The sequence below is a fragment of the Paraburkholderia oxyphila NBRC 105797 genome (assembly GCF_000685075.1).
Taxonomy (GTDB): domain Bacteria; phylum Pseudomonadota; class Gammaproteobacteria; order Burkholderiales; family Burkholderiaceae; genus Paraburkholderia; species Paraburkholderia oxyphila.
In genome coordinates this window covers 59,162-83,544 of the sequence record NZ_BAYD01000013.1, presented here as the reverse complement: position 1 = coordinate 83,544, position 24,383 = coordinate 59,162, and the positions used below count along the sequence as shown (strand labels likewise).

At 63.7% G+C, this 24,383-nt stretch carries 24 protein-coding genes; 2 read left to right on the top strand and 22 right to left on the bottom strand.

Features of this window, described 5'->3' with window-relative positions; all coding sequences use genetic code 11:
* Positions 1 to 144 precede the first annotated feature (144 nt).
* Positions 145 to 531 (top strand): VOC family protein, encoded by a 387-nt coding sequence (locus BO1_RS11745; RefSeq protein ID WP_028217726.1) that lies wholly within the window; start codon positions 145 to 147, stop codon positions 529 to 531.
* On the opposite strand, the gene BO1_RS11740 is transcribed toward BO1_RS11745, so the two are convergent.
* From BO1_RS11740 to BO1_RS50645, 21 genes are all read right to left on the bottom strand, one after another.
* The gene (locus BO1_RS11740) at positions 517 to 1,986 is read right to left on the bottom strand and encodes an MFS transporter (RefSeq protein ID WP_167338333.1); all 1,470 of its coding nucleotides are present in this window, start codon (positions 1,984 to 1,986) and stop codon (positions 517 to 519) included. The genes BO1_RS11745 and BO1_RS11740 overlap by 15 nt on opposite strands.
* A 4-nt stretch (positions 1,987 to 1,990) precedes the next feature.
* Positions 1,991 to 2,527 (bottom strand): GNAT family N-acetyltransferase, encoded by a 537-nt coding sequence (locus tag BO1_RS11735; RefSeq protein WP_028217724.1) that lies wholly within the window; start codon positions 2,525 to 2,527, stop codon positions 1,991 to 1,993.
* Entirely contained in the window at positions 2,524 to 3,771 is a 1,248-nt protein-coding gene (argE, locus tag BO1_RS50655) for an acetylornithine deacetylase (RefSeq protein ID WP_043284556.1), read from the bottom strand. Before argE ends, BO1_RS11735 begins: the two co-directional genes overlap by 4 nt.
* 38 nt (positions 3,772 to 3,809) lie before the next feature.
* Positions 3,810 to 4,157, bottom strand: coding sequence for a DUF3088 domain-containing protein (locus tag BO1_RS11725; protein ID WP_028217723.1), 348 nt, complete (start codon positions 4,155 to 4,157; stop codon positions 3,810 to 3,812).
* Positions 4,158 to 4,235: 78 nt separating this feature from the next.
* Positions 4,236 to 6,017 (bottom strand): amino acid ABC transporter permease/ATP-binding protein, encoded by a 1,782-nt coding sequence (locus BO1_RS61755; protein WP_084687891.1) that lies wholly within the window; start codon positions 6,015 to 6,017, stop codon positions 4,236 to 4,238.
* Positions 6,018 to 6,049: 32 nt separating this feature from the next.
* Positions 6,050 to 7,372, bottom strand: coding sequence for an LLM class flavin-dependent oxidoreductase (locus BO1_RS11710; protein ID WP_028217722.1), 1,323 nt, complete (start codon positions 7,370 to 7,372; stop codon positions 6,050 to 6,052).
* Positions 7,373 to 7,407: 35 nt separating this feature from the next.
* On the bottom strand, positions 7,408 to 8,409 hold the full coding sequence (locus BO1_RS11705) for an LLM class flavin-dependent oxidoreductase (RefSeq protein ID WP_028217721.1): 1,002 nt from the start codon (positions 8,407 to 8,409) through the stop codon (positions 7,408 to 7,410).
* 135 nt (positions 8,410 to 8,544) lie between these two features.
* Positions 8,545 to 11,058: a TonB-dependent receptor plug domain-containing protein gene (locus BO1_RS11700; RefSeq protein ID WP_245643773.1), complete on the bottom strand. Its 2,514-nt coding sequence runs from the start codon at positions 11,056 to 11,058 to the stop codon at positions 8,545 to 8,547.
* Positions 11,059 to 11,417: 359 nt separating this feature from the next.
* On the bottom strand, positions 11,418 to 11,849 hold the full coding sequence (locus BO1_RS11695; RefSeq protein ID WP_028217719.1) for an ExbD/TolR family protein: 432 nt from the start codon (positions 11,847 to 11,849) through the stop codon (positions 11,418 to 11,420).
* Between the two features lie 12 nt (positions 11,850 to 11,861).
* Positions 11,862 to 12,287 (bottom strand): ExbD/TolR family protein, encoded by a 426-nt coding sequence (locus BO1_RS11690; protein WP_028217718.1) that lies wholly within the window; start codon positions 12,285 to 12,287, stop codon positions 11,862 to 11,864.
* Between the two features lie 27 nt (positions 12,288 to 12,314).
* The gene (locus tag BO1_RS11685) at positions 12,315 to 13,130 is read right to left on the bottom strand and encodes a MotA/TolQ/ExbB proton channel family protein (protein WP_043284583.1); all 816 of its coding nucleotides are present in this window, start codon (positions 13,128 to 13,130) and stop codon (positions 12,315 to 12,317) included.
* A 63-nt stretch (positions 13,131 to 13,193) separates the two neighbouring features.
* Positions 13,194 to 13,883 (bottom strand): energy transducer TonB, encoded by a 690-nt coding sequence (locus tag BO1_RS11680; RefSeq protein WP_028217716.1) that lies wholly within the window; start codon positions 13,881 to 13,883, stop codon positions 13,194 to 13,196.
* A 147-nt stretch (positions 13,884 to 14,030) separates the two neighbouring features.
* A complete protein-coding gene (locus BO1_RS11675; RefSeq protein WP_043284555.1) occupies positions 14,031 to 14,960 on the bottom strand; it encodes an ABC transporter substrate-binding protein in 930 nt (309 codons plus the stop codon).
* Between the two features lie 33 nt (positions 14,961 to 14,993).
* Entirely contained in the window at positions 14,994 to 15,545 is a 552-nt protein-coding gene (locus BO1_RS11670) for a GNAT family N-acetyltransferase (RefSeq protein WP_028217714.1), read from the bottom strand.
* Positions 15,546 to 15,776: 231 nt separating this feature from the next.
* Positions 15,777 to 16,778, bottom strand: a complete 1,002-nt coding sequence (locus BO1_RS11665; protein ID WP_028217713.1) for a succinylglutamate desuccinylase/aspartoacylase family protein — start codon at positions 16,776 to 16,778, stop codon at positions 15,777 to 15,779.
* Positions 16,779 to 16,910: 132 nt separating this feature from the next.
* Entirely contained in the window at positions 16,911 to 17,468 is a 558-nt protein-coding gene (locus tag BO1_RS11660; protein WP_028217712.1) for an OsmC family protein, read from the bottom strand.
* Positions 17,469 to 17,548: 80 nt separating this feature from the next.
* Positions 17,549 to 19,183 (bottom strand): chaperonin GroEL, encoded by a 1,635-nt coding sequence (groL, locus tag BO1_RS11655; RefSeq protein ID WP_028217711.1) that lies wholly within the window; start codon positions 19,181 to 19,183, stop codon positions 17,549 to 17,551.
* A 24-nt stretch (positions 19,184 to 19,207) separates the two neighbouring features.
* The gene (locus BO1_RS11650; protein WP_028217710.1) at positions 19,208 to 19,498 is read right to left on the bottom strand and encodes a co-chaperone GroES; all 291 of its coding nucleotides are present in this window, start codon (positions 19,496 to 19,498) and stop codon (positions 19,208 to 19,210) included.
* Between the two features lie 194 nt (positions 19,499 to 19,692).
* Positions 19,693 to 19,917, bottom strand: a complete 225-nt coding sequence (locus BO1_RS11645) for a hypothetical protein (protein WP_156992220.1) — start codon at positions 19,915 to 19,917, stop codon at positions 19,693 to 19,695.
* A gap of 41 nt (positions 19,918 to 19,958) precedes the next feature.
* Positions 19,959 to 21,746: a SulP family inorganic anion transporter gene (locus BO1_RS11640; protein ID WP_043284554.1), complete on the bottom strand. Its 1,788-nt coding sequence runs from the start codon at positions 21,744 to 21,746 to the stop codon at positions 19,959 to 19,961.
* A gap of 2 nt (positions 21,747 to 21,748) precedes the next feature.
* A complete protein-coding gene (locus BO1_RS50645; RefSeq protein ID WP_084687890.1) occupies positions 21,749 to 22,801 on the bottom strand; it encodes a sulfate ABC transporter substrate-binding protein in 1,053 nt (350 codons plus the stop codon).
* Positions 22,802 to 23,190: 389 nt separating this feature from the next.
* On the opposite strand from BO1_RS50645, the gene BO1_RS11630 reads away from it, so the two are divergent.
* The gene (locus BO1_RS11630; protein ID WP_028217707.1) at positions 23,191 to 24,027 is read left to right on the top strand and encodes a VOC family protein; all 837 of its coding nucleotides are present in this window, start codon (positions 23,191 to 23,193) and stop codon (positions 24,025 to 24,027) included.
* 18 nt (positions 24,028 to 24,045) lie between these two features.
* Here BO1_RS11630 and BO1_RS11625 read toward each other — a convergent pair whose 3' ends face one another.
* Positions 24,046 to 24,366, bottom strand: coding sequence for a hypothetical protein (locus BO1_RS11625; RefSeq protein ID WP_028217706.1), 321 nt, complete (start codon positions 24,364 to 24,366; stop codon positions 24,046 to 24,048).
* Positions 24,367 to 24,383: the final 17 nt, after the last annotated feature.

The window sequence follows — 24,383 nt, the reverse complement described above, 5'->3', positions numbered from 1 at the left end:
TCTCGAATGTAAATAAGCGCCACAATTCATTTCATACGTGTGCGCCTTTCTATCAATCGGCCATTTTTCGGTGTTGGCATCCTGATAACATCGTCATCCTTAATATCTCCACAGCGAACGGACGTGACGCTACTGGGATCACCCATGATCAATCTCTATGCGAACGACGTCTCTCGCGCCGCCGCTTTTTACACGCGTCCCGGATTTGTCGAATCGTTTCGCATGCCAGCCGCGGGGCTGCCAGTGCATGTCGAACTGAAGCTCGACGGCTTCACGCCCGGCATCGCGTCCGCACGAGCCGCGTGCGCGGGCCACGGCCTCTCTCCAGGCGAAGGCCGGGGTATGGAAATCGTGCTCTGGACCGACAACACCGACGCCGCACTCGAAGCGTTAGCGGCAAACGGCGCGGTAGTGCTCTCTGCCACGCACGATTTCCTCGACGGCACACTCAGGGCCGCATGGGTCGCAGATCTCGACGGCAATCCGATCCAGCTCGTACAACGAAAGCATGGCCATTCAGGCGCGGCGTGAACGGCGCAGCATGTCCGCGACGCTCGCAAGCCCGGCCATGCCCGTCAGTGCGAGCACGAGTTCGAGTGCCGCGACGAGTCCGCCCCGATAGTCGGCGAGCGCGGCGCCTACCGTGGCGCTGCCGAGCAGCAATCCGCTGCCCCAGGAGATCGATACCGCACTCGCGAGACGTTGCGTCAACTGATAAAAGCCCGCAGCCACGCCCCGCCCTTCGCCCTCGCCCGCTTCGGCCAGGCTCAGCGCCTGGTTCGGCGCGTGGATCAGCCCGCTCGCGCCACCCTGTAGCAGGCCGATGAGCGGATACACGAGCAACACCGCGCCGCGCGGAAGCAGCAGCATGGCTGCGCCCTGCGCCGAGGTCAAAAGCGCGTGCGCAGCGATCGCGAACGTAATGCCCGTGCGCCCGAAGCGCTGGAGAAAACGCCCGCTTCGCGCGGACATGACCATCATGCCGAGTGCGCCAGGCACCGTTAGCGCGGCGAACAAGGTCGGGCCGATACCGAAGCCGCCGAGAAAATACAGCGTCGAGACCATGCCGGACGTCAGCCCCGCCGCGAACTGGCACATCGCAACGATCGCGCCAAGCACATAGCCGGGTGAGCGGGCGAGTCCGCGCGAGAGAATAGGCGTGCGCCCGCTCTTCGCGTAGCGGCGTTCCCATAACGCGAAGCTCGCCAGGGCGATCAATGCGACCGCGAGCCAATCGCGCGCGGCAAACGTGGCGCCAGGTGCGACGAGCGTGGCGCCCATCAAGCCGAGCGTGGCCACGCTAAGGCACACGAGCCCGACTGCATCGAGCGAAAAACGTCCCCGTGCTTCGCCACTGCGCGGCAGATGGCGCAGCGCGAGCCCCAACGCGAGCGCGCCGAACGGCACGTTCACGAGGAACAGCCAGCGCCAACCGCTTGCATAAGGCGTAAAGGCAAGCACCATGGCGCCGAGAATCGGCCCCACCGCCGCCGACAATCCACCCGCCGACGCATAGCGGCCGAGCGCCCATGCGCGGCGCGCGCCCTGAAACCGGTCCTGTATGAGGCCGAGCACCTGCGTATTGAGGATGCCCGCACCGAGCCCCTGAAGCAGTCGAGCCGCGATCACCATGCTCGCATTCGGCGCGATGCCGCCCACCAGGCTGCACCCGGTGAACACCACGAGCCCGAAGAGAAAAAGCGGGCGCCGGCCGATCATGTCGCCGAGACGTCCGGCTGGCACGAGCGCGAGACCGAAGGCCATCGAGTAGATCGAGACGATGAGCTGCAACTGCGCGTCCGTCGCGTGAAGCGCCTCGCGAAGTCGCGGTACCGCCAGCGCAAAGACGGTCTGATCGAGCAGCGTCGTGAAGCCCACGCCGACGCAAATCCCAAGGAGAAGGCGCTCTTTTGCCGTCGCGCGCGCAGCCTCGACGGTGCCGGATTCGCAGCCTTCTACAAAGCGCGCGCCCGCATCGATTTGCAACGCGTCACGCTCCATGCAATGCCACTGCCGCCGTCAGCGCCTTCTCGAAGTGATAGCCTGGTGGTGCGTCCTCGCCGAAATCGTGCGCGGAGAGCAGCGTATAGCCACTGCCTTGATACAGCGCGATTGCCTCGGGTTGACGTGGTCCCGTGCCGAGAAACACGCGCGTATAGCCCTGCCTCGCGGCCTGCGCCTCCAGTTCGTCGAGCACGCGTCGCGCCAGACCCTGGCGACGGCAATGGCGGCTCGCCCAGATCCGCTTGAATTCGGCGGTGCCTGCGTCGGCGTGGCGCATGAACGCGCCGCCCGCCACGGCCACGCCGTCGCGCAGCAGCAGCACGAAGGCGCCATGCGGCGTCGCAAATGCCTCGTCCGGATAACGGACCATCTCCTGACGCAACATTTCCGGGTCGATCACGTCGCTATACCGGCTGTGATATTCGTAGGCCAGTTCGTCGAATAGCGGACGCGCTCGCGGGTCTCGCACCGAGACGTACACAAACTGTTCCTGCAATTGACCTGCGGGCAATACGATCGTCATCGATCACCCCGCGCCTGTGCATGCGTTTCGCCCACCTCCGCGTCGAGCCCCCGAATGAGCCGCCGCAAAAACTGCTCGCCACTGGCAAGTTGTTCCCGCGACACATATTCGTTCGCTCGATGCGCCTGCTCGATATGGCCTGGCCCGCAAACCACCGTGGGAATTCCCACCTGCGCAAAGAGCCCGGCCTCGGTGCCGTATGCCACCTTGCGCCGCTCCCGGTCGCCCGTCAACGCCCGCACGAGTTGCGTGATGGCGGCCTCCTCCGCTGCGTCGAGTCCCGGCGATGAGGAAAGCTGCCGGAACTCGATATCGGCGGACGGATGTTCACTGCGCATTTGTGGCAGGAGCGTATTGCGCGCCCATGACTCGATGCGCGCGAAGACCGCCGCCGGCTCGACCTGCGGCAGATTGCGAAATTCAAAAGAGAAGCGGCACTCGGCGGGCACCGTATTGATCGCATTACCGCCTTCGATCAGGCTCGTTTGCGCCGTCGTGAACGGCACATCGAACAGATCGTCGAACGGCCCCTGCGCACGAAACTGGTCCGCGATATCCCGAATATGGCAAATGAGCCGCGCTGCGTACTCGATCGCATTCACGCCTTTGGGCGTGAGCGACGAATGGGCCGCGTGCCCGCGCACGCAGCACTGGTACGTATGAATGCCCTTGTGCGCGATGACGGGCCGCATGCCGGTCGGTTCGCCCACGATACAACCGGACGGACGCACGCCACGCTTGCCGAGTTCGGCGATCATGGAGGGCGCCCCCACGCAGCCGAGTTCTTCGTCGTACGAGAGCGCGAAATGAATCGGCTTCGCGAGCTTCGTCGCGCGCATCCGCGGCACCAGTGCGAGCGCAGTGCCGATAAACCCCTTCATATCGCAGGTGCCGCGTCCGTAGAGCCGGTCGTCGCGCCACTGCGGGCGGAATGGGTCGCTCTCCCAGTCCTGGCCGGCCACGGGCACGACGTCGGTGTGCCCCGAGAGGACGATACCGCCGTCGGTCGAGCCGTCGTGCGCGGGCACCGTCGCGAACAGGTTGGCCCAGCCTTCGCGCCGGTCGCGAATCAGCGTTGCGTCTATCCCTTCGCGCGCGAGCGCGTCGCGCACCGTCTCGATCAGACCGAGGTTGGGCAGGTGGCTCGTCGTGTCGATGGAGACGAGTTGATGGACCCAGTCGACCACCGACTGCGATAGCCCGGTTGCGGCGACGACCGGCGCCTCCGCTTCGTAAACAGACATGGCGTGTTCCCGCTGGTTTTCAAAAAATGGGCGATGCGTCAATGGACCTTCGGAAAACCGTGACGCTCGGCGAGCAGCGAGAGAATGCGCTTCGGATCGCTCACATAATGACGGCCGCCCAGCGTTTGGGCGTCGTCGGGCAGCGGCTGCTCGTCGCCGAGCACGAGCACCGGCAACCCCTGGTGGGCTTCGTCCAGCACTTCGATCACCGCCTGCCGCGGGCGCGTGAAGCCCACGCGCTTCACGTCGAGCCTCGCCACGCCGGCGGGATCGCTGGCGAGCAGTGCCTCGATCGGGGCGCCATGCGGGCAGATGAAGCGTTCGCCCGGGTAGGCGGGATCGGCAAAACCAGGTTCCAGCAACAGCAGCAGATCGCGAGTCGTCATAGTCAGATAATCTTTAGTCAGCAAATAATCAGCAAATGGAATCAGTAAATAAACGGGTTTTGGCGAAGCGAAGCGAAATCAAAGCACCTTCGAAAGAAATTCACGCGTGCGCGGATGAGCGGGATTCGCCAGCACCTGGGCGGGCGGCCCCGATTCCACCACGCGGCCGCCGTCCATGAACACGATGGTGTCCGCGACCTCGCGTGCGAAGCCGATTTCGTGGGTCACGATGATGAGCGTCGTACCGGAACGCGCCAGTTGTCGGATCACGTCGAGCACTTCGTTGACGAGTTCGGGATCGAGCGCGGAAGTGGGCTCGTCGAACAGCAGGACCTTGGGCTTGAGCGCGAGCGCCCGCGCAATCGCCACCCGCTGCTGCTGGCCGCCCGAAAGCTGGCGCGGCCACGCGTCGCCCTTTTCTCCGAGACCGACACGCGCGAGCAGCGCAAGCGCTTGCGCTTCGGCTTGTGCGCGCGGCACGCCCGCCGCGAGCGGCGCCTCGACCAGGTTTTGCAGCACAGTCAGATGCGGAAAGAGGTTGAAGTTCTGGAACACCATGCCCACGTCGGCGCGGCGCCGCAAAATCTCCTTCTCCTTCAGCTCGTAGAGCGTGCGTCCCTCGCGGCGATAACCCACCAGTTCGCGATCGATATCGATGAAACCGTCGTCCACGCTCTCCAGGTGATTGATGGAACGCAGCAGTGTCGATTTACCCGAACCGGACTGACCGAGAATGACGGTCACGCTCCCGGATGGCACGGTCAACGAGATGTTGTCGAGCACCTTGAGCGCGCCGAAGCTCTTCGACACGTTGTGGATTCCTACCGTCCCACCCACACGCCGTTGCGCCCACGCGGCATCCGCTGCGACGTCGGCCGCGCCGCTACGCGTGGTTTGCGCGACGCGGGCACTACGCAGCAGCTTCACGAGGCCCGATAGCGGCGAGCGTGCAACCTGCTCGCGCGAAGCGCCTCGCGCGTAGTGGCGCTCCACGTGCACCTGAATGGCCGACAACACGGTGAGGATCACCAGGTACCACACGGTCGCCACCATCAGCAGCGGAATCACTTCCAGATTGCGGTGATAGATGATCTGCACCGTGTAGAACAGATCGGGCATCGCAAGGATATAAACGACTGACGTGCCTTTCGCGAGCCCGATCACGTCATTGAACGCTGTGGGCAACACGGCGCGCATCGCCTGCGGCAGCAGGATGCGCCACGCCTGCCTGCCCTGAGGCAGCCCGAGCGCGGCAGCGGCTTCGCGCTGACCGTGATCGACGGACAGAATGCCACCGCGAAACGCTTCCGCCGCGAACGCGGCATGATTGAGCGACAAGCCGAGCACCGCCGCGAAGAACGGGCTGATGAGCTCGGTTGTCGGCTCGCTGAACAGCGTGATATGCGTGAACGGAACGCCTATCCACACCGTCTCGTACAGATAGCCAAGGTTGTTCAGCAACAGCAGCAGGACGATGGGGGGGATGGAGCGGAACAGCCAGATGAACGCCCACGCGCTGCCCGCGAGCAACGGCGAGCGGGACAGGCGCGCCAGCGCAAGTGGCACGGCCAGCGCGAAGCCGAATGCCGCGCCAAGCGCCGTCAGCACGATCGTGCGCCCCAGCCCTTCGAGCACCGGCTCGGCGAAGAACCATTGCGCGAACACGTCCCAACCCCAGCGTGGATTTCCCAGCACGGAGAAGAACACGAGGGCGATCAGCGCGATCGCCAGCACGGTGCCGGCCGTGCGCGCCGGGTGGCGCGCGGGCACGACGCGGTAACGGGCATAGTCGGGCGCGCTCTCGCCTGCGTGGGCGTGATGCACGTGAGGCGTGGAGGCAATTTGCGTCGTATCGCTCATGGTTCGGATTCCCTGCCAGGCATGTGAGCCGTTTACTGCGCCGGAGACAGCGCATAGCGGCTCGCGCGGCGCGGCAAGCCAAGGTGATCGCGCAGCGTGGCTCCGCTCAGGCGGCGGCTATAGCGGCCGCGCGCTTCGAGCACGGGAATCACGTGTTTCACGAAGTCGTCGAGCCCTTCGGCCTGCGCCGGAAAACCGAGGATGAAACCGTCCGCGGCGCCTGCGTCGATCCAGCGGACCAGCTCGTCGGCGATCTGCTCGCCCGTGCCGAGAAATTGTGTTTTTGGCGTGGCGACGGCCAGCGCAACCTCCCGCAGCGTCGCACCGTTGCGGCGGGCATCGGCCTTGATGCGGTCCGTGGTCGAGCGGAAGCTGTTCGTACCGAGGTCGCCAAGATCGGGAAACGGCTCGTCGAGTGGGTATTGCGAGAAGTCGTGATGCTCGAAAAAGCGGCCGAGGTAGGCAAGCGCTTCGTCCACGTTGAGGAGATCCCGAATCACCCGGTATTTCGCTTCGGCCTCCTCCAGCGTGGTGCCGACAATGGGGCCGATGCCGGGAAAAATCTTCACGTCGCTCGCCGCCCGGCCATGCGCCACTGCACTCTGGCGCACACGCTCGGCGAAGTCGCGCGTTTCCTCGAGCGAGGGCGAGTGGGTGAACACAGCGTCCGCGTACTTGCCGGCGAGATCGATACCGGAATCGGACGAGCCGGCCTGGAAAATGACCGGCTGTCCCTGTGGCGAGCGCTGGATATTGAGCGGACCGGCGACTTCGAAAAAGCGGCCCTTGTGATCAAGGGTGTGGAGCTTCTCGCGATCGAAGAAGCGCCCGCTCTCGCGATCGCGCACGAATGCATCGTCGTCCCAGCTGTCCCAGAGCCCCTGCACCACCTCGAGGTACTCGTCGGCGATCTCGTAGCGCAGCGCATGGTCCGGATGCTCGCCGCCATAGTTCTTCGCCGACCCTTCGAGCGGCGACGTAACAACGTTCCATCCCGCGCGGCCGCCGCTGATGAGGTCGAGTGAAGCGAACTGCCGCGCCACCGTATACGGGTGGCTGTACGACGTCGAGAGCGTGCCCGCGAGGCCGATCTTCGAGGTTGCCGTCGCCAGGGCCGAGAGAATCGAAATCGGCTCGAAGCGGTTCAGGAAATGCGGAATCGACTTTTCGTTGATATAGAGGCCATCGGCAACGAAAGCGAATGCGACACCGTTTTCTTCCGCCTTTTGCGCGATACCGGTCACGAAGTCGAGGTTGACGCTCGCATCCGCGGGACCGCCCGGATGCTTCCAGGCGTTCATGTGGCCGCCCGCGCCATGCAGCATGATGCCGAAAGTGAGATTACGCTGAGTCATGTTCTTGTCCGTCCAGCAGGAATGAAAGGGGAAGTTCAGACGCGCGCGGCAATTTCCGCGCCGGCTAGCCGCTCGATCGAGGCGAGGCGCAACGCATAGTCCGTCACCGGTGTATCAATGACGAACTCCTCGATGCCGAAGCGCGCATGCAATGCATCGAGCTCCGCACGGATTTCGTCAGCCGTACCGGCAAGCACGTGCGGATGCAATTCGTCGAGACGGTATTCGGACACGCCGGTCTGGCGCGCGAATTCCGCCGCGGCCTCGGGACTCGGCAGATTCACGCTCTGGCCAGTCGACAGTTGCAGCTTGAAGATGCGCAATGCGCCGACGTGCTTGCGGGCCTCCTCGCGCGAGGCCGCCGCGAATGCATAAAGGGCGAGCAGCGGCGTTCGGCCCGTCGCGTCGCGGTAAGCGTCGAGGGAGCGGCCGATATTGGCCTCGTCGCCATTGAAATGGCCCGCATAGCAGAACTGCCAGTCGTGCTGCGCGGCGAGCCGTGCGCTTTCGGGGCTGCCGCCCAGCAGAATGCGCTGTGGCGCTTCCGGCGGAACGGGCAACGCAATCGCGCCCGCCAGCGGATGATCTTCGGCGACGCCCCACTTTAGAAACGCGTCGAGTTCCGCAAGTTGATGCGCGAAGTCCGGCTTTTTCTGCTTGTCATGAAACCATTGCAGCGCGCGAGTGGTGAGCGGCAGGCCGCCGGGCGCCTTGCCCACGCCCAGATCCACGCGCCCCGGCGCGAGCGAGGCGAGCACGCGAAACGACTCAGCCACCTTGAACGGGCTGTAGTGCTGCAACATCACGCCACCGGAACCCACGCGAATTTTCGACGTGTGCGCAAGCAGATGCGAAACGACGATCTCCGGTGCGGAGCTGGCAAGACCTGGTGCGCCATGGTGTTCGGCGATCCAGTAGCGGCGGTAACCGAGCGCTTCGGCGCGCTGTGCCAGCCGCACCGAGAAGCGCAATGCATCGTGCGCGCTCGCGCCCTCCGCGATGGGACTCTTGTCGAGAATCGAAAGGGACCAGGACATATATCACTCCCGCCCCACGCGCCCTGCGCATGGGAAATGCTGTTTCAGGAAAGTCACGCGAATGCCTCCTTGCCATTATGTCTACGGCAAAGCCAGATACTTACGAGCAAATTCTTCTATGCATAGTCAACACAATCAGAATTGGTAACGCGCACGCAGGTAATAGAACCCGCCGTTCACGCCGATCGTGGAGGCGAACGCGTCGTATTGCGCGCCTTCGAGCTGGGCCTCATAGGGCAGCTTCGACGGATACACATCGAACAGATTGTTCGCGCCCACCGCGATCTGAAACTTCTTCGTCACGTCGTAGCGAACCTCGACGTCGGTGACATAGCGCGCGGCGTTCTGGAAATGAATGAACTGGGTGGTGGAGAACGCGTTCGGGCCGACGATATAGGTCTCTTCGCCCGATGTTGTGCCAAAGCGCGTTTCGTGCACACTAACCGCCCATTTGTCGCGCTTCCACGTTCCGCCGATGATGATCTTGTTCTTTGGCGTAGACGTCGTGAGCCAGCCGATCTGCTGCGCATTGAGCTCGGGCGCGCCGTTGGCGCCCGTAGCCACATGCGTGACAGAGGTCGTATTCAGGTTGACGCCCAAGTCCCAGTCCACCTGGCCGTAACTGCCGAAGCTCGTGTGGTACGTCCCGGTCAGATCGAGCCCGCGTGTGCGCGTGCTGGCGCCGTTGGTGAAGTAGCTTGCAGACACCGCCGAAGCCGGAATCGTGCCGGGAATCGACAGGCCGGCCGCTTCCAGTGCCGCGATCGCCTCTGCGCCCGACGCTGTACCGCCCAGCACGATGCGATTGCGGATGTCGATCTGATACGCATCGAGCGTGACGTGCAGGTTGTTTGCTGGCGTGAGCACGAGCCCGACGTTGTAGTTGGTCGACTCCTCCGACTTGAGCTGTTGAGCGCCGATGAGCTTCGCGGCCGCGGAATTCGCCGCTAGCAGACCGCTCGCTGAAGCGGGCGACTCGTTGATATTCGTGTAGTACTCCTCCGCGAGTGACGGCGCGCGGAAGCCCGTGCTCACGCTGCCGCGCAACGCAATGGCAGGCGTAAAGTCGTAGCGCGTCGAGATCTTGCCGTTGGTCGTGTCGCCAACGTCGTTGTAATGCTCGAAGCGTCCGGCGAGGTCGATCTGCCACTTGGGCGTCAGGTGCGTGGAGAGATCGATATACGTGCCAATGACGTTGCGTGAATTGTCGCTCGCGCTGACCGGCGCGAGGCCCGGCAACGCCTGCGCGCCGCCATAGACGTACGAAGCCGGGTCGCCCGCGCCCACCGTGTATGTCTCGCGCCGCTGCTCTACGCCAAACGACACCTGCAGCGGAGCGGGCAACACCGGCAGCTGGAAAGCTCTCGAAAAGTCGAGATTGTTCGTCAGCTGCGTATTGCTCACCGTCGACAGATGGAACGTCGTGGGCGTGTAGCCCTGCGCCGCGTAAAGCCCGGTATTGGCGGAGTCGACCATACCGATCACATCGTGATCGCCGCCATAGGTCGTGCTCAGGTCCCACGACCAACCGAAGAGATTCTGCCCCTTGATGCCCGCCGTCACGGAGTAGTCGTTCTCGTTGATCGTCTCCTGGGGCACGAAGCCGTTCGGATAGATCGATGGCAGCACTGAGGGCGGGCGGTAGTTTTGATAGGCGCTGCCGTCGCGGTGGGCGTAAGTACCGAAGCCGTAGAGCTCGACGTCGTCGCCCAGGTAGTAGCCTGCGTTGAAACCGACCGACTCCCGCGTACTGGAGGGATCGCCCTCGATGGGATTGTAGTAGCCATGCCCCGGCGCAAAGGTCCCGAAATAATCGTCCGGCCCCGTGCGCACAGTATGATTCTGACGCGCGTACTCGGCACTCAGGTCGAGAAAGCCCTTGTCACCCAGATTCAGGCCGATATTCGCCGATTCGGTATTCTTGAGGCCGTCGCCGGCATAGGTCTGGCCGGTCGTCGACTGGATCTCTCCACCGTGCGAGGCGCGCTTCAGAATGATGTTGATGACGCCCGCAATCGCATCGGAGCCATATTGCGCCGCTGCGCCGTCACGCAGAATTTCGATGTGGTCGATCAGCGCCACCGGAATCATGTCGATGTCGACACCGGTGGAGCCCTCGTTCAGACCACCATCGAGCGCGATGTTCGCCGTCGTATGGCGCCTTTTCCCGTTCACCAGGACGAGCACGTGATCGGGGCTCAAGCCATGCAGCGAAAGTGCGTCGGTGAGTACGGCGGCGTCGCCGGCATAGGTTTCGCGCACGATCGAGGGCGAAAGCTGCACGAGCGCGTCGCGCAGGTTGCTCTGGCCAGTGGACTGCAGCTGCGCGCCGCTGATGACATCGACGGGCGTCAGGCTCTTGCTGGCGCGCGTGTCGGTACGCGTGCCCGTGACAACCACGGTGTCCTGCTGCACCGTCGTGGAGGCGCTGCCGGATTGCGCCGCCGCGCCTTTCTCCTTTTGCGCCGACGGCTGCCCACTCCCCGGTTGCGCTGCCGGCGCACTCGCCGCGTCGGGCGCGGCCGCTTCCTGTGCCAGCGCCGCGCCATTGCAAACCACCGTAAACGCCGCGAATGCCGCGAGCGACATCACCTTCATGCGTACGCCGTGACTGCCGTGGTCAGACCGTTTGTTCTTGATTACTTGCATCACTTTTCCAATACCAACAGGTTGCAAATGGGGATCGGGTTTCCAGGACGCCGGGGCGCGCGCACGCCTATCCACGGCCGAGCGGATCGGCCCAAGGGCATGGGTGTCCGGGAATCTGGAATGACCGCCGCGAGACGGTGGCCGGCACGCAAATGTCGGGTGCGTCGATAGGCGAGCGGAGCGGCTCAGGTTCCGGATCGACCAGCGTGACAGTTTAAATTAGGATAACTTATTGATTAATTTATCGTGGTTGCCGAATGGCGTGCATCGTTACGTTGCACCAGCCATCGGTTTATTTTAATTCCCGATTATAATGAGTGAATATGCGAACTATTTTCGCATTAATCGCACAACCACCGCTATTGCATATATTGCTCGTTGCCAATGAGCCCGATCCTCGTCGCGCCCTCGCGCTGCGCGGCGGCGAGCACTTCCGCCACCGCACTGTAGGGAGAAAGCCGGTCAGGCAGCAGGTGTATCTCCGGCTGATCCGTCTGAGCGGCGACTTGCGCCATATGCTGTTCGAGATCTGCCCGGCCCGAAAGCGGCGTGCCGTTCCAGGTCAGCCCGCCATCCGGCCGGATATCGACCTGAACGACCGGTGGCGGCGCTGCCGGCGGCGGTGGATTGCCCACCGGCAGATTCATCTTGACCGAGTGCATCTGGATCGGAATGGTGATGATCAGCATGATCAATAGCACCAGCATCACGTCGATAAGCGGTGTCGTGTTGATGTCGACGAGCACGTCCGGCTCGTTCGCCGCCGAATCCGGGGAAACATTCATTGCCATAGGGTGCTCCCGTTACTCGCCGCGCGCAGGCGGCTGGGTGATGAACGACACCTTCTCGATGCCAGCCCGCTCGCAGAGCGTCACCACGCGCCCGATGAACTCGTAATGCGTGGCCTGATCGCCACGCACATGCACTTCAGGCTGCGGCGACTTCTGCGAGACGGCTTTCAGTTGCGCGAGCAGCGCTGCGGCGTCGACACGCCGTTCGTCCCAGAAGATGTCGCCATTCTTGTTCACCGCTATCTCGATACTTTGCGGCCGCGTCTGGAGCGGGCTGACCGTCTCCTTCGGCAATTGCACTGGCACCGTGTGTGTAACGACGGGAATCGTGATCAGGAAGATGATCAGCAGCACCAGCATCACGTCGACGAGCGGTGTCGTATTGATGGCGGCGATGATCTCGTCCTCGTCGCCCTCTTGCGCTACGTTCATGGCCATGGCATTTCGCTCCGCCTGTTTGCCGCGTCAGCCCGCATTCGCCACAGCGCGCACCGGGCGCTTGCGTCCCGAGAGCAGGACCGTGTGCAGTTGCGCACCAAACGCGCGCACGCGTTCCATCAGCGACTTGTTGCGTCGCACGAGGAAGTTGTAGCCGAGCACGGCGGGCACGGCGACAGCCAGCCCGATCGCGGTCATGATGAGCGCCTCGCCCACCGGTCCCGCCACCTTGTCGATCGACGCCTGCCCTGCAATGCCGATCGCCGTCAGTGCGTGATAGATGCCCCAGACCGTGCCGAACAGGCCCACGAACGGCGCGGTCGAACCGACCGTCGCGAGAAACGCGAGGCCATCCTGCAGGCGATTGGACACGTTCGCGGTCGAACGGTCGATCGAGACCTGAATCCAGGTGTTGCGATCCACCTCTTCGAGCAGCGCTTCAGCGTGGTGATGGGCGGCTTCGAGGCCGGTCTCCGCGATGAAGCGGAACGGCGAGCTGCCGTCGAGTTCCGCCACGCCCACAGCAAGCGACGGCGCGCTCCAGAGCGTGTCGTCGGCCGACTTCGCACGGCGTCCCGCGCGCGCCTGCTCCACGAACTTGGTGATCATGATGTACCAGCTGCCCATCGACATGGCTACGAGCACGAGCAGAACGAACCGGGCGACGAAATCCCCGTTTGCCCACAAGGCGCCAAGACCGTATGGGTTCGCGACTTCGGCGGCCGCCGGCGTCGCCTGCGCCCAGACAGCGCCTGATACGCCGAAAGATCCGGCAACGGCTGCGATGGCGATAGCGGCAACCCGAAAGCCGCGCGCCCCGGCGGAAAAGGAAATGTTCTTCATCATTGCTCCAGGGGACTCCAGTTGATGCTGCGCCGCGATGGATGACTATCCGGCTCGCGGCCTTCAATTGAGGTTGAATGAAAACGGCACCTGCACGCGCACGGACTCGCCCTGTGCAATGCAGTTGAACTTCTTCACCGCATTGAATGCGGCGCGGTCGAGCAGCGGATCGGCCGACTGCTCCACCTTCTCGTCGGTCACGTGTCCCTGTGCATCCACCACGAATGAGATCAGCACGTCACCCGTGATGTTGTTGTCCTGCGCCTCCTGCGGATAGGCGACCGAACCGCGGATCTTCTCGGCGTTCGGACACACCACGCCCACCTCGTGGCTGACCGGCTTCGCGGGCGCTGGCTCGGTAACGGGCGCGGGTGGCGGCGGAACGACCGGCGTGGGCACCGGAATCGACTGATGCGAAATCGTCGGCTCAGGCGGTGGCGCGACCTTGACCTCCGGCGGGGGCACGAACGGTTTGGGCGGTGGCGTGACCTTCGGCTGCCGTGTCTGCACCACTTTCACCGGCACCGGCGGGGGCGGCGGCTTCGCCGGCACGATGATCCTCACGTCGACCGGCTTCTGGATAATCTGCACGACCTTGTTCGCAAGACCGTTCATCAGCGCCCAGATAAAGAGCCCATGAAGAAGCAGCACGAAGCCGATTCCCAGATAGCGGCGCACCGGATTCTGCTGACGCGCGCCGTACTGGCGCGGGCGCCCTGTCCATTTCGCCGCTGGGGCGAGTCCGTCCGACATACACTGCTCCTTCGTTTACCGCGTGACGCGCGCCGCCGCTTCAAGCTTGAAGTGAAACTCGTGGCGCATGTTTCAACGAACCTTCTTTTATCATCTGCAATCCGAATTAAATATTCGCTGCCGCAGACGAAGAAAACGACGGCACCCTCAGGTTTTCGGCAGGCCCGGCGGGTTAGTTGCTGCCCGGTCAATCGCTTCGGAATCGAGGTTCCACCGGTCAAGCACCTGCCGGTATTTGCCGTCGGCTATCAGATCGTTCAGCAACTGCGTGAGCGGCACAGCAAGTCCACTGCCCTTGCGCGTCGTGATCGCGACTTCGGCGGTGCGCGGCCAACCGCCGCTCACGGTGCCAACGAGGCGCGTTTTCCCCTGCACCGCCGCCTCATACGCCAGCACGGCATTGACGCTGAAGATCGCGTCGGCGCGGCCCGACTGCAGCGCAACGATACGCACCGCATCGTCGTCGTAATACTGGATGGAAACCGGCTTCAGGCCGTGCGCGACATTCTCCCTGTCCCACTCGAGCAGCACCTTTTCCTGGTTGGTCCCCGCGTCGGTGATGACGCGCAGCCCAGCCACGTCTTTCGGCTCGCGTATCGACTTGATCCCGCTGTCCGCCTTCACGTAGAAGCCGAGCTCGTCGCGACGGTAGGTCGAAAAGTCGAACTTCTCCTTGCGCTCCTCGGTCACCGTCACGTTGGAGATGACCGCATCGACCTTGCCCGACTGCAGCGCCAGAGGCCAATCCGGCCAGGCGAGCGTCACCACCTTGAGTTTGCGGCCCAGACCGTCAGCCACGAGTTGCGAGAGGTCCGGGTCAAAGCCCACGACCGTTTTCGCGTCGGTGGCATAACTGCTGATGGGTGGCTGCGCAGGAACGATACCAATCGTGATCGTATCCTTCGCCACGAACGGGTAATTCTGTGGAATCGATTTGACGGCAGCGGCATCGACCTGCGCACGAATGCGCCCGTGCTGCTCCGGACTCAGGTCGAACGAACTGGCAGCCGATGCGATGCCTGCGGCGCCGAGCGCCAATACGCTGGCAATTGCGATCAGGGGACGTGTAAAGGTCATGATATGTCTGGCAGAAGAATGGAAGTCACACAGTCAGCGCTGCAACCCAAACGGCTCGGTCTGACGGAGGTCGTCAAGCAAGTCTGTCGAAAGCGGATTCAACAAATCTTTTCCGAAAGCGAGATGCACTAGCACTTCCGGCGCCACCGATCGGTCGAAAAGCGGCGTATAGCCGGAATCGGTATATAAACCCCACGCCTCAGGCTGCTTGAATCCGGTGGTGAGGAAAACGCGCCGGTAGCCCTGGCGCAGCGCACGCGCTTCGAGTTCGGCCACCACACGGCGCGCGAGGCCCTGGCGGCGTTGATCAGCGCGAGTCCAGATGCGTTTGAGTTCGGCCGTTTGCGCGTCGTAGCGCTTGAATGCGCCACCGCCGATCGTTTCTCCATCGCGCTCCAGCACGATGAACGCGCCCTCGGGCGGCAAGAACCGTTCGGCGGGATATCGCGCCAGCTCCTGCGCGGCGGAAGCGCCGCTATCCTCGCGGAATTCGCGGTATCGCGTCGCGTATTCCCACTGCAGCGCGTCGATCAACGGCTTCGCAACCGGATCGAGCGGTGAGGTATCGATAATGCGAATGGTCATTGTCGTGGCGTTGAAAAGAGGATAAAGCCGCCATTGCATCGATCGCTAAAGACGGCATTTGCTGCGTTATTGTTGCTTCAAACCAAATCAGGGAATGCCCTGAATCTTCTGAGAGATTAACGCCTCGTTGCCGCCGGCATAACCAAGCTTTTCGAATATCTTTATAGATCCGATTTTCCATCTTTCGCTGCTGCGTTTTCGCCAACCGGTTGGCGTTCTTGCTCGCAGGATTCAGCCATTATCGGGCTCGGCCAGATGAAACAGACAGTCACCGCGCTGCACGGCCGCGAATGCGCGCTGACACACCACTTCACCCGCCGACGCGAATGCGACCGTCACGGGTTCGCGAAGCGGCGTGTCGGGAAAATGGATGCGCGCGGCCGCCTGCCCGGCCTGCACCTGGTCACCCAGGGCGACGAGCGGTTCATAAACTCCGCGCTCATACGCGTACACATAGTGAGCCGCGCCGGATACACGAAAAAAATGCGTTTCGCCGGGCGCTCGCTCCGGCACGAGCGGTCCCGTGAGCACGCCGATGGCGCCGAGCAGATGCAGCAGCCCCTGTCGCGCTTCGCGCAGCAGCGCGGGCTGAACGATGCCGCCGCCGCCCAACTCCGTCACGATCGACAGCGCGCCCTGACGCCGCGCCGCAGTCGACGAATGCACCCGATTGGCCGGATGAAGAAACGCACGCGGCAAACCGAATGCCGAGAGCAAGGCGCGCAACCGCTCGTTTTGGGCTTCGTCTTCCGGCTCGATCGCGAGCATGTTGGCGCCGTGGTAGAGCAGCGAACTGCCACCCGAATGCAGATCGACGAGATATTGCGCGCGCGCGAGCAAGGTATTTTCGATGTAATCGGCAATCACCTCGGTCGGTGTACCCTGTGGATTGCCGGGAAAGCTGCGATTCAGATTGCCGCCGTCGAGCGGCGAGGTACGCTGCCCAGCCTCGGCCGCCGGGAAATTCGCCATCGGCAGAAAGATCAGCTGGCCGCGTACCCATTGCGGCTCGATCTCGCGCAGCAGTTGCGAAACGAGCACCTGCCCCTCGTATTCATCGCCGTGATTGCCGGCCATGAGCAGCACGACAGGCCCCGCGCCGTTGCGCACCGAGCCCACGGGTATCGGCAGCCAGCCATAGGCTGAGCGATGCACGGAATGCGGGAGGCGCAGATAGCCTGCGTGGCGGCCGTCAGCATCGAAATCGATTTCACTGCGAATTGGGTTCGTCATTGAACTTTCTTCCGGTTGGTAATGAGGCACGCACGCTCCAAAACCTCATTGGAATGCGGGCTACAAAGGCAAAAAAGGCGGCGCATGGATGAGCTCCATGCGCCGCCTTGCTGTTCAGTTAAACGGGCGATGTCAGGCCGCCTTTTCCTTCGCCCCGCCAGCGGGCGCCGTATGGCGCAATTCCCCTTCAATGACCTGCGGTTGCTTGAGCAAATTGAAGATGGGACACACCGCTTCGACGGCTTCGTGCAGCTCGCGGATGGTTTGCGCCGATTCCGGCGAAACGATATCGAGGGTGTAGCGGATATTGTGCGGAAAGATCGGGATATTCTCGAAGCCCGGCTGCTGCGCGAGCGGATGTTGCTCGCCGGTCACTTCGACTTCGATCGAATCGATGGCGAGGCCGCGCTCCGCTGCCTGAATCAGCGTAATGTGCGTGAGGCAACTACCCAGCACGCCGAGCTGCAACTCGGGCGACGCGGGTCCGAGGTTATAGCCCGCGAAATCGGGCGGGCTGTCGCTGATCACCTGAAAATCACGAATGCGGATTTCGCGCACGCCGCTGCGGCCGAGCGCACGCACATTCGCCTTGAGCGGTGTGGCCTTGAATGTGGGATCGCCGCGGGCCGCTTCTTTTTTTGCGAGCCACGCCGTGCGCTTTTGTGCCAGATACGCGTTGAGTGTCGTCATGGTGGATATTCAGCCGGTGGAAGTCGACCAGGGCCGCCGCGATGCACGGCGGTCCGGGTGTATGGCGCGTACGGCTTGCCTCAGAAGCCCAGATCGGCGCCGCCGGGACCACCGGCCGGTGCCGTCGCAGCCGCCGCTTTGGGTGCTTCGTGCACGGTCGCATCGGTCGTGAGCAGCAGGCCTGCCACCGAAGCGGCATTTTGCAGCGCCGTACGCGTCACCTTGGTCGGGTCGAGCACACCCTTCTCGACGAGGTCGCCGTATTCGCCCGTGGCCGCGTCGTAGCCGAAGTTGCCTGCGCCTTCCGCGACACGCGCGGCCACGACGCTCGCTTCCTCGCCCGCGTTCGTGACGATCTGGCGCAGCGGCTCCTCGAGCGCCCGCAGCACGATCTTCACGCCCGCCGTCTGGTCGACGTTGTTGCCCTTCAGGTCGAGAATCGCCTGGCGCACGCGGATCAGCGCAACGCCGCCTCCCGGCACGATGCCTTCTTCGACGGCCGCACGCGTGGCGTGCAGCGCGTCGTCCACGCGGTCCTTCTTTTCCTTCACCTCGATTTCGGTTGCGCCACCCACCTTGATCACCGCCACGCCGCCCGCGAGCTTCGCCACACGCTCCTGGAGCTTTTCGCGATCATAGTCAGAGGTCGCTTCCTCGATCTGCACGCGAATCTGCTTCACACGCGCTTCGATCGCGGCCGCTTCGCCCGCGCCATCGATGACAGTCGTGTTCTCCTTGCCTACCTCGATGCGCTTGGCCCGCCCCAGCTCCTGCAGCGTGGCCTTTTCGAGCGTGAGCCCCGTTTCCTCCGCAATCACCTGGCCACCCGTGAGAATGGCGATGTCCTCGAGCAGCGCCTTGCGGCGGTCGCCGAAACCCGGCGCCTTCACAGCGACGGTCTTGAGCACGCCGCGAATATTGTTGACGACGAGCGTGGCAAGCGCTTCACCCTCGATATCCTCGGCGATGAGCAAGAGCGGACGCCCCGCTTTCGCCACCTGCTCGAGGATCGGCAGCAGGTCGCGGATGTTCGAGATTTTCTTGTCGTACAGCAGAATGAACGGGCTTTCGAGTTCTGCGATCTGCTTGTCGGGATTGTTGATGAAGTACGGGGAAAGATAGCCGCGGTCGAATTGCAGGCCTTCCACGACATCGAGCTCGTCGGCGAGCGACTTGCCGTCTTCCACCGTGATCACGCCTTCCTTGCCGACGCGGTCGATCGCCTCGGCAATCCGCTGGCCGATCGATTCCTCGCCGTTGGCGGAGATCGTCGCGACCTGCGCGATCTCCTTGCTCGTGGTCGTGGGCTTGCTGATCTTCTTCAGTTCCTCGACGGCGGCGCCCACGGCCTTGTCGATGCCACGCTTCAGGTCGAGCGGATTGAGCCCGGCTGCCACATATTTCTGGCCCTCGCGCACGATGGCCTGGGCAAGCACGGTGGCGGTCGTGGTGCCATCGCCGGCCGCATCGCTGGTTTTCGAGGCAACTTCCTTCACGATCTGCGCGCCGATGTTCTGCAGCTTGTCGCCCAGTTCGATTTCCTTCGCCACCGACACGCCGTCCTTGGTCACCACGGGTGAGCCGAAGCTGCGCTCGAGCACAACGTTGCGTCCCTTCGGGCCGAGCGTGACCTTCACGGCGTCTGCAAGCAGGTTCACGCCTTCGATGAGTTTGCTGCGGGCGATATCGCCGAATACGATGTCTTTGGTTGCCATGGTGACGTTCTCTCAGGTTCCCGGTTATTGATTGACGACTGCGACGATGTCTTCTTCGCGCAGTACGAGCAGTTCGTTACCATCGACTTTCACGGTTTGCCCGGCGTACTTGCCGAACAGCACGCGCTCGCCCACGTTCAGGTCCAACGCAATACGGCGGCCGTCGTGGTCGCGTCGGCCCGGACCCACGGCCAGCACTTCGCCCTGATCGGGCTTTTCCGCGGCGCTATCGGGAATGACGATGCCCGACGCGGTACGGGTTTCCTGGTCGAGTCGTTTGACGATCACGCGATCGTGCAGGGGGCGCAGGCTCATGGGTGGCTTTCTCCGGAGTGTTCTCGGTTGCTCGGTGAGATTGGCACTCGCCACATGCGAGTGCTGATGGAAAGCCCAGTATAGAAAGCCCGCGCGGAGCACTCCAATAAGGAATTGGCAGATGGATATCTCAGGAACGCGGCTATGAATATGGCGGCGGCGCTGTTGGGACGCACTCACGCGTCCCGTTCATGTCAGCCCGGACGCGCGCCCACGATGCTGTGGAGGAAGGTCGCGAGTTGCGAGCGGAATGATCCGTCACGCGCACCTGAAACTTCTCTTTCGGCACAGGCCAGCACGATGGCGATGACGATCACGGCGACAATCGTGCCGCGCGAGGGCGGCGTGCCTTCGCCGTCGCCGCTGCCCCACGGTGTCTCTCTCGTGCGGTTGCGTCGAATCAATGAGTGGACTTTCATGGATGCTCCCGAATGCCGATGTTTCTACACGGCACGAACAGTCATACGAGGTAGTAGAGGGCACTGTTGCGGGCGGCATCCACGCGGTCCGAACAGTGTGTACAGGTGTTGCGATCGCCGAGGTGGGCATAGGCGTACCGCACGGCCCGCACGGTCGCCGACCAGTTTTCGTCCTCCTCGGGGAAAAAGCGCTCAGCGGGATACCAGGTGGTGAACCGCAGTCGCTGGCAAACCTCCTGGAAGTCCGGGCGTACGCCGGCCAGCAGCACCACGAGACCCTTGCGTTGCGCGTCGCGCAGGAAATGCTCGAGCCGTTCAATGCACACGACGTCGGGGTTCCTCACGCGCTTGAAGCGCAGGACGAGATAGCGGATGCCCCGCTCGCTCGTGTGCGCCTCGAGCGCGTCGAGATACCGGTCCAGCTCGGGCGCCGCGCCAAAGAAGAACTCGCCCTCGAAATCCCACAGCGCGACTGCACTGCATGGCGGGTCCTCGGGTAACCGCTCCCGCACGACGCCTTCCTCGGTGACCACCAGTTCCCTCGCCTTCAGTCGGGCGGCACGCGGCACGAACAGCAGGATCGACAGGGCCACGCCAATCAGGATCGAGAACTCGACGCCCACCAGCAATGCCGCGGCCGTCGTGGCGACGACGAGGCCCGCATCGTAGCGCGACGCCCGCAGCGTATAACGCAGCCGCTCGACGTCGATCAGGCGCAGCGCGGTCACGAGAAGCAGACCCGCCAGCGCGGGCTTCGGGATGTAGCGCGTCAGCGGCGCCAGCACCAGAACGGCGAGCGCCACGACGACCGCGCTGACGACACCGGACACGCGTGTCTGCGCGCCTGCCTGAAAGTTGATCGCGGAGCGTGACAGCGAACCGGAGCCCGGCAGGCAGCGAAAGAATCCGCCAACCAGATTCGCCGCCCCCTCGGCGAGACACTGGCGGTTGTAGTCGAGCGACTGATGCGTGTGGTGCGCAATCGACTTGGCAATGGAGAGCGCCTCGAGCAGGCCGAGAAACGCGATCGCCACCGCGCTCGACGAAAGCTGACCGATCCAGCTCCAGCGGATCACCGGGATGTGCGGCGTGGGCAGACCCGCGCGAAGCGTCCCGATTACCGCGATCGCCGTATGGCCGCCCTCGCCCCGCTCCGACCATCCCAACGCCCACGCCGCCGCCGAGACCACGAGCAGCGTCACGAACATGTCGATCTGCGGCAAGCGGTAGCGTCGCACGGCGCGACGCAGCAGCAGCGCGAGCACGATCGCACTCGCGCTGACGGCAAGTGCCTTGAGGTTGACGTGATCGCCGTGGAAGAGCGTCAGCCACAATCGGTAGAGCACGTGCTGGTGGCCGTCGCCTTTCTCCCTCACGCCGAGCGCGTTGCCGATCTGGCCGATCGCCAGCAACACGGCCGCGCCGGCCATGAACCCGATGATGACCGACTCGGAGATGTAGCGCGTGAGATCGCCCAGCCTGAAAACCGCAATGCCGATCTGAACGATGCCGACCATCACGCCCAGCAGGAACATCGCTTCATAGAGACTGGTTGTGTCGTTCGGATCGAGAAACGCCAACGCGCTGAACACGACGAGAGAGATGGCACTAGTCGGCCCGTTGACGAGATGCGAAGACGAACCCAGCAGCGACGCGACCAGCGTCACCACGATTGCCGAATACAGGCCAAAGCGCGGATCGACACCGGCGATCAGCGCATAGGCCATCCCCTGCGGCAGGGAAATGGCGGCCACCGTCAGTCCCGCCAGCAAGTCTCGCCGGCCCGAGTTCCAGTCGTAGCGCAGGGTTGAGGCGCGCGTCGTCGTCATCGTCAGCCCCTGCCCGAGTCCGGTCCCGACGCGACGGAGCGTCCGGGCAGCGTGGCCAGGATGCCGTTTTCGTCGAAGAACCGGTGATCCGCATCGTCCCAGTCGCGGGCAATCGCCGTCACGGGGAAAAGGTTCAGGGGCGGCAGACGCCCGGCGAATTCGCGCGCGATGGCCGCGTTGAAGGGCCGGTACCCCGCCTCGGCGATGATGCGCTGGGCCGCGTCGCTGAAAAGGAACGTCAGGTAGGCGCGCGCATAACGTTCGGTGTGGTGGCGGGCAACGTTCGCATCGACCCACGCCACAACGGGCTCGGCCAGAATGCTGACGGGCGGGTAGACGAGCTCCAGGTCGCCCGGCGCGTCGGCCACCTCGCGCAACGCCTCGTTTTCCCACGCGAGCTGGACGTCGCCGACTTTCTCGACCGTGAACGTATTGGCCGCCCCGCGGGCGCCGGCATCGAGCCTCGTCACATGGGCGTACAGCGAGCGCAGATAGTCGCGCGCCGACGCTTCGGTCCCGCCGCGCGTGGTGACGGCGCCCCACGCCGCAAGCACGCTCAGCCTGCCGTTACCCGAAGTGCGCGGATCGGGCGTGACGACCTCGACACCGGAAGCCACGAGGTCCGGCCAGTCGTGGATGTGCTTCGGATTGCCCTTGCGCACGACGAACACGATAGTCGAGTAATAAGGTTGCGAATGATTGGGCAGCCGGGCGGCCCAGCCGTCGGCGACGAGTCCGTTGCGCCGCAATGCGTCGACATCGGGGTAGAGGCCGAGCGTGACGACATCGGCCTGCTGCTCGCCCGAGACGACAGAGCGCGCCTGCCGTGACGACCCGCCGTGCGACTGTTCGATCGCCAGCCGGATGCCGGTTTGCTGCTGGTAGAGGCTGATGAAGCGGGTATTCAGGCTGCTGTACAGCTCGCGGGTGGGATCATAGGAAACGTTCAGGATCTGGTATGACGAATTGCCCTGAACGTTCCGGATACCGATCAGCGCAACCGCCAGGATCACACCCGCAATCGCGGCTAGATTGAGTAACGGCGGCCTCTTCACGGGTTCTCCCTCAATCGCGACCTGTTACCGGAAGGCTCGCCGGGAGGGCCCGTCAACAGCTCGAACGACAAACCCCCGTTAGCCCGACTCCGTTCTGGCGCATTGTCGTGCCGTGCACGAGGGGCTGAAAACCAATTTGTTCTCATATGCAAATGGCTAACGCGCAGGGCAACACCAGGCATCCCCGGGCGCCTTTGCCACGGCGACGCCTGCGTGCGGCCATCGCCGTTCCCATTGACCATGCCGCCCCCCCCCTTTCCCCGATAACCTTATGCGAAACCTTTGGTTCGCCGTGGTGAGGGTGGTCAATAGAATGAAGTTCGCCGATCCCATCGCACACCGTGTGCCGGACTCCGGTCCCGCGCTGCGTCCCAAGGAGGAACTGCCCGATGTCCCTGTCGCTCGATCACATCGTCATTCGCGTCCAGCATCTCGAACCGGCCATTGCCGATTTCAGCGAGCTTGGCTTCACGGTCCAGCGCGGCGGCACGCATGCCGATGGCGCGACGCATAACGCGCTCATCGGTTTCGAAGACGGCAGTTACCTCGAGCTGATTGCTTTCCTGCGCGACGCGCGCGAGCACAAGTGGTGGGACGCGGGGCACCGCGTCGGCGACGGCTATGTCGATTTCGCCTTGCTGCCCGGTTCGGTCGGCAAGGTCATCGAAACGGCGGCCTCTCGCGGCCTGCACTACGAAGGCCCGATTCCGGGCGGCCGCACGCGGCCGGACGGCACCCGCATCGAATGGCAGCTCGGCCGTCCTGCATCGAAAGATCTTCCTTTCCTGTGTGGCGACCTCACGCCGCGATTCCTCCGCGTCGCCGAAGGTAACGTGCGAAAACATGCGAACGGCGCGCAAGGTGTCGCGAGCATCGCCGTCGCCGTGAACGATATCGACGCTAGCCTGCGCCGCTATCGCTCGCTCCTCGGCGACTCGTTCGATCCGCACGTCGCAACGGTGCCGGGCGAAGGCGTGCGCCTCGCCACGCTCCCGGTCGGATCGACCACGTTCGCGCTTTTCGCGCCGCGCGCGGGCACGAACGCCGCTACCACGGCGAACGAACAAGGCGATAGCGCGTTGCTGGAAGCACGGCTACGCACGCAGCTCGCGCGTCGCGGCGAAGGCGTATTCGGCGTCACGATCCGCACCGCTCACGCCGCCAACGCCCGCGCGCTGCCCGACGCGCTTACGCATCAGGCGACCCTCGAACTCGTGCGGTCGTGAGCGGCAAACTGGCCTGCCTTAGCGTTCCCTTGGGAGCCACGGGAACAACGTTAGCGTGAAAGATTCGCTCGCGAAGCGGCCCAACGTGGCACGTTCCACCTGGCGCGGCCGGAGTTCGTCAAGGCCAACCCGGAAGTCATCCGCGCGCTGTTTGGCGAACTCAAGAAGACGAATACGTGGACGCAAGATCATCCACAGGAAACAGCCGACCTGCTCGCTCCGCAGCTTGGCGTGCGTCCCGCCGTGCTCAAGCTCTCGACCGGGCGCCGCAACTACACGACCGTCGCCGTCACACCGGACATCGTGAAGGAGTAGCAAGACATCGTCGACACCTTCCATGGACTCGGGCTCGTCAA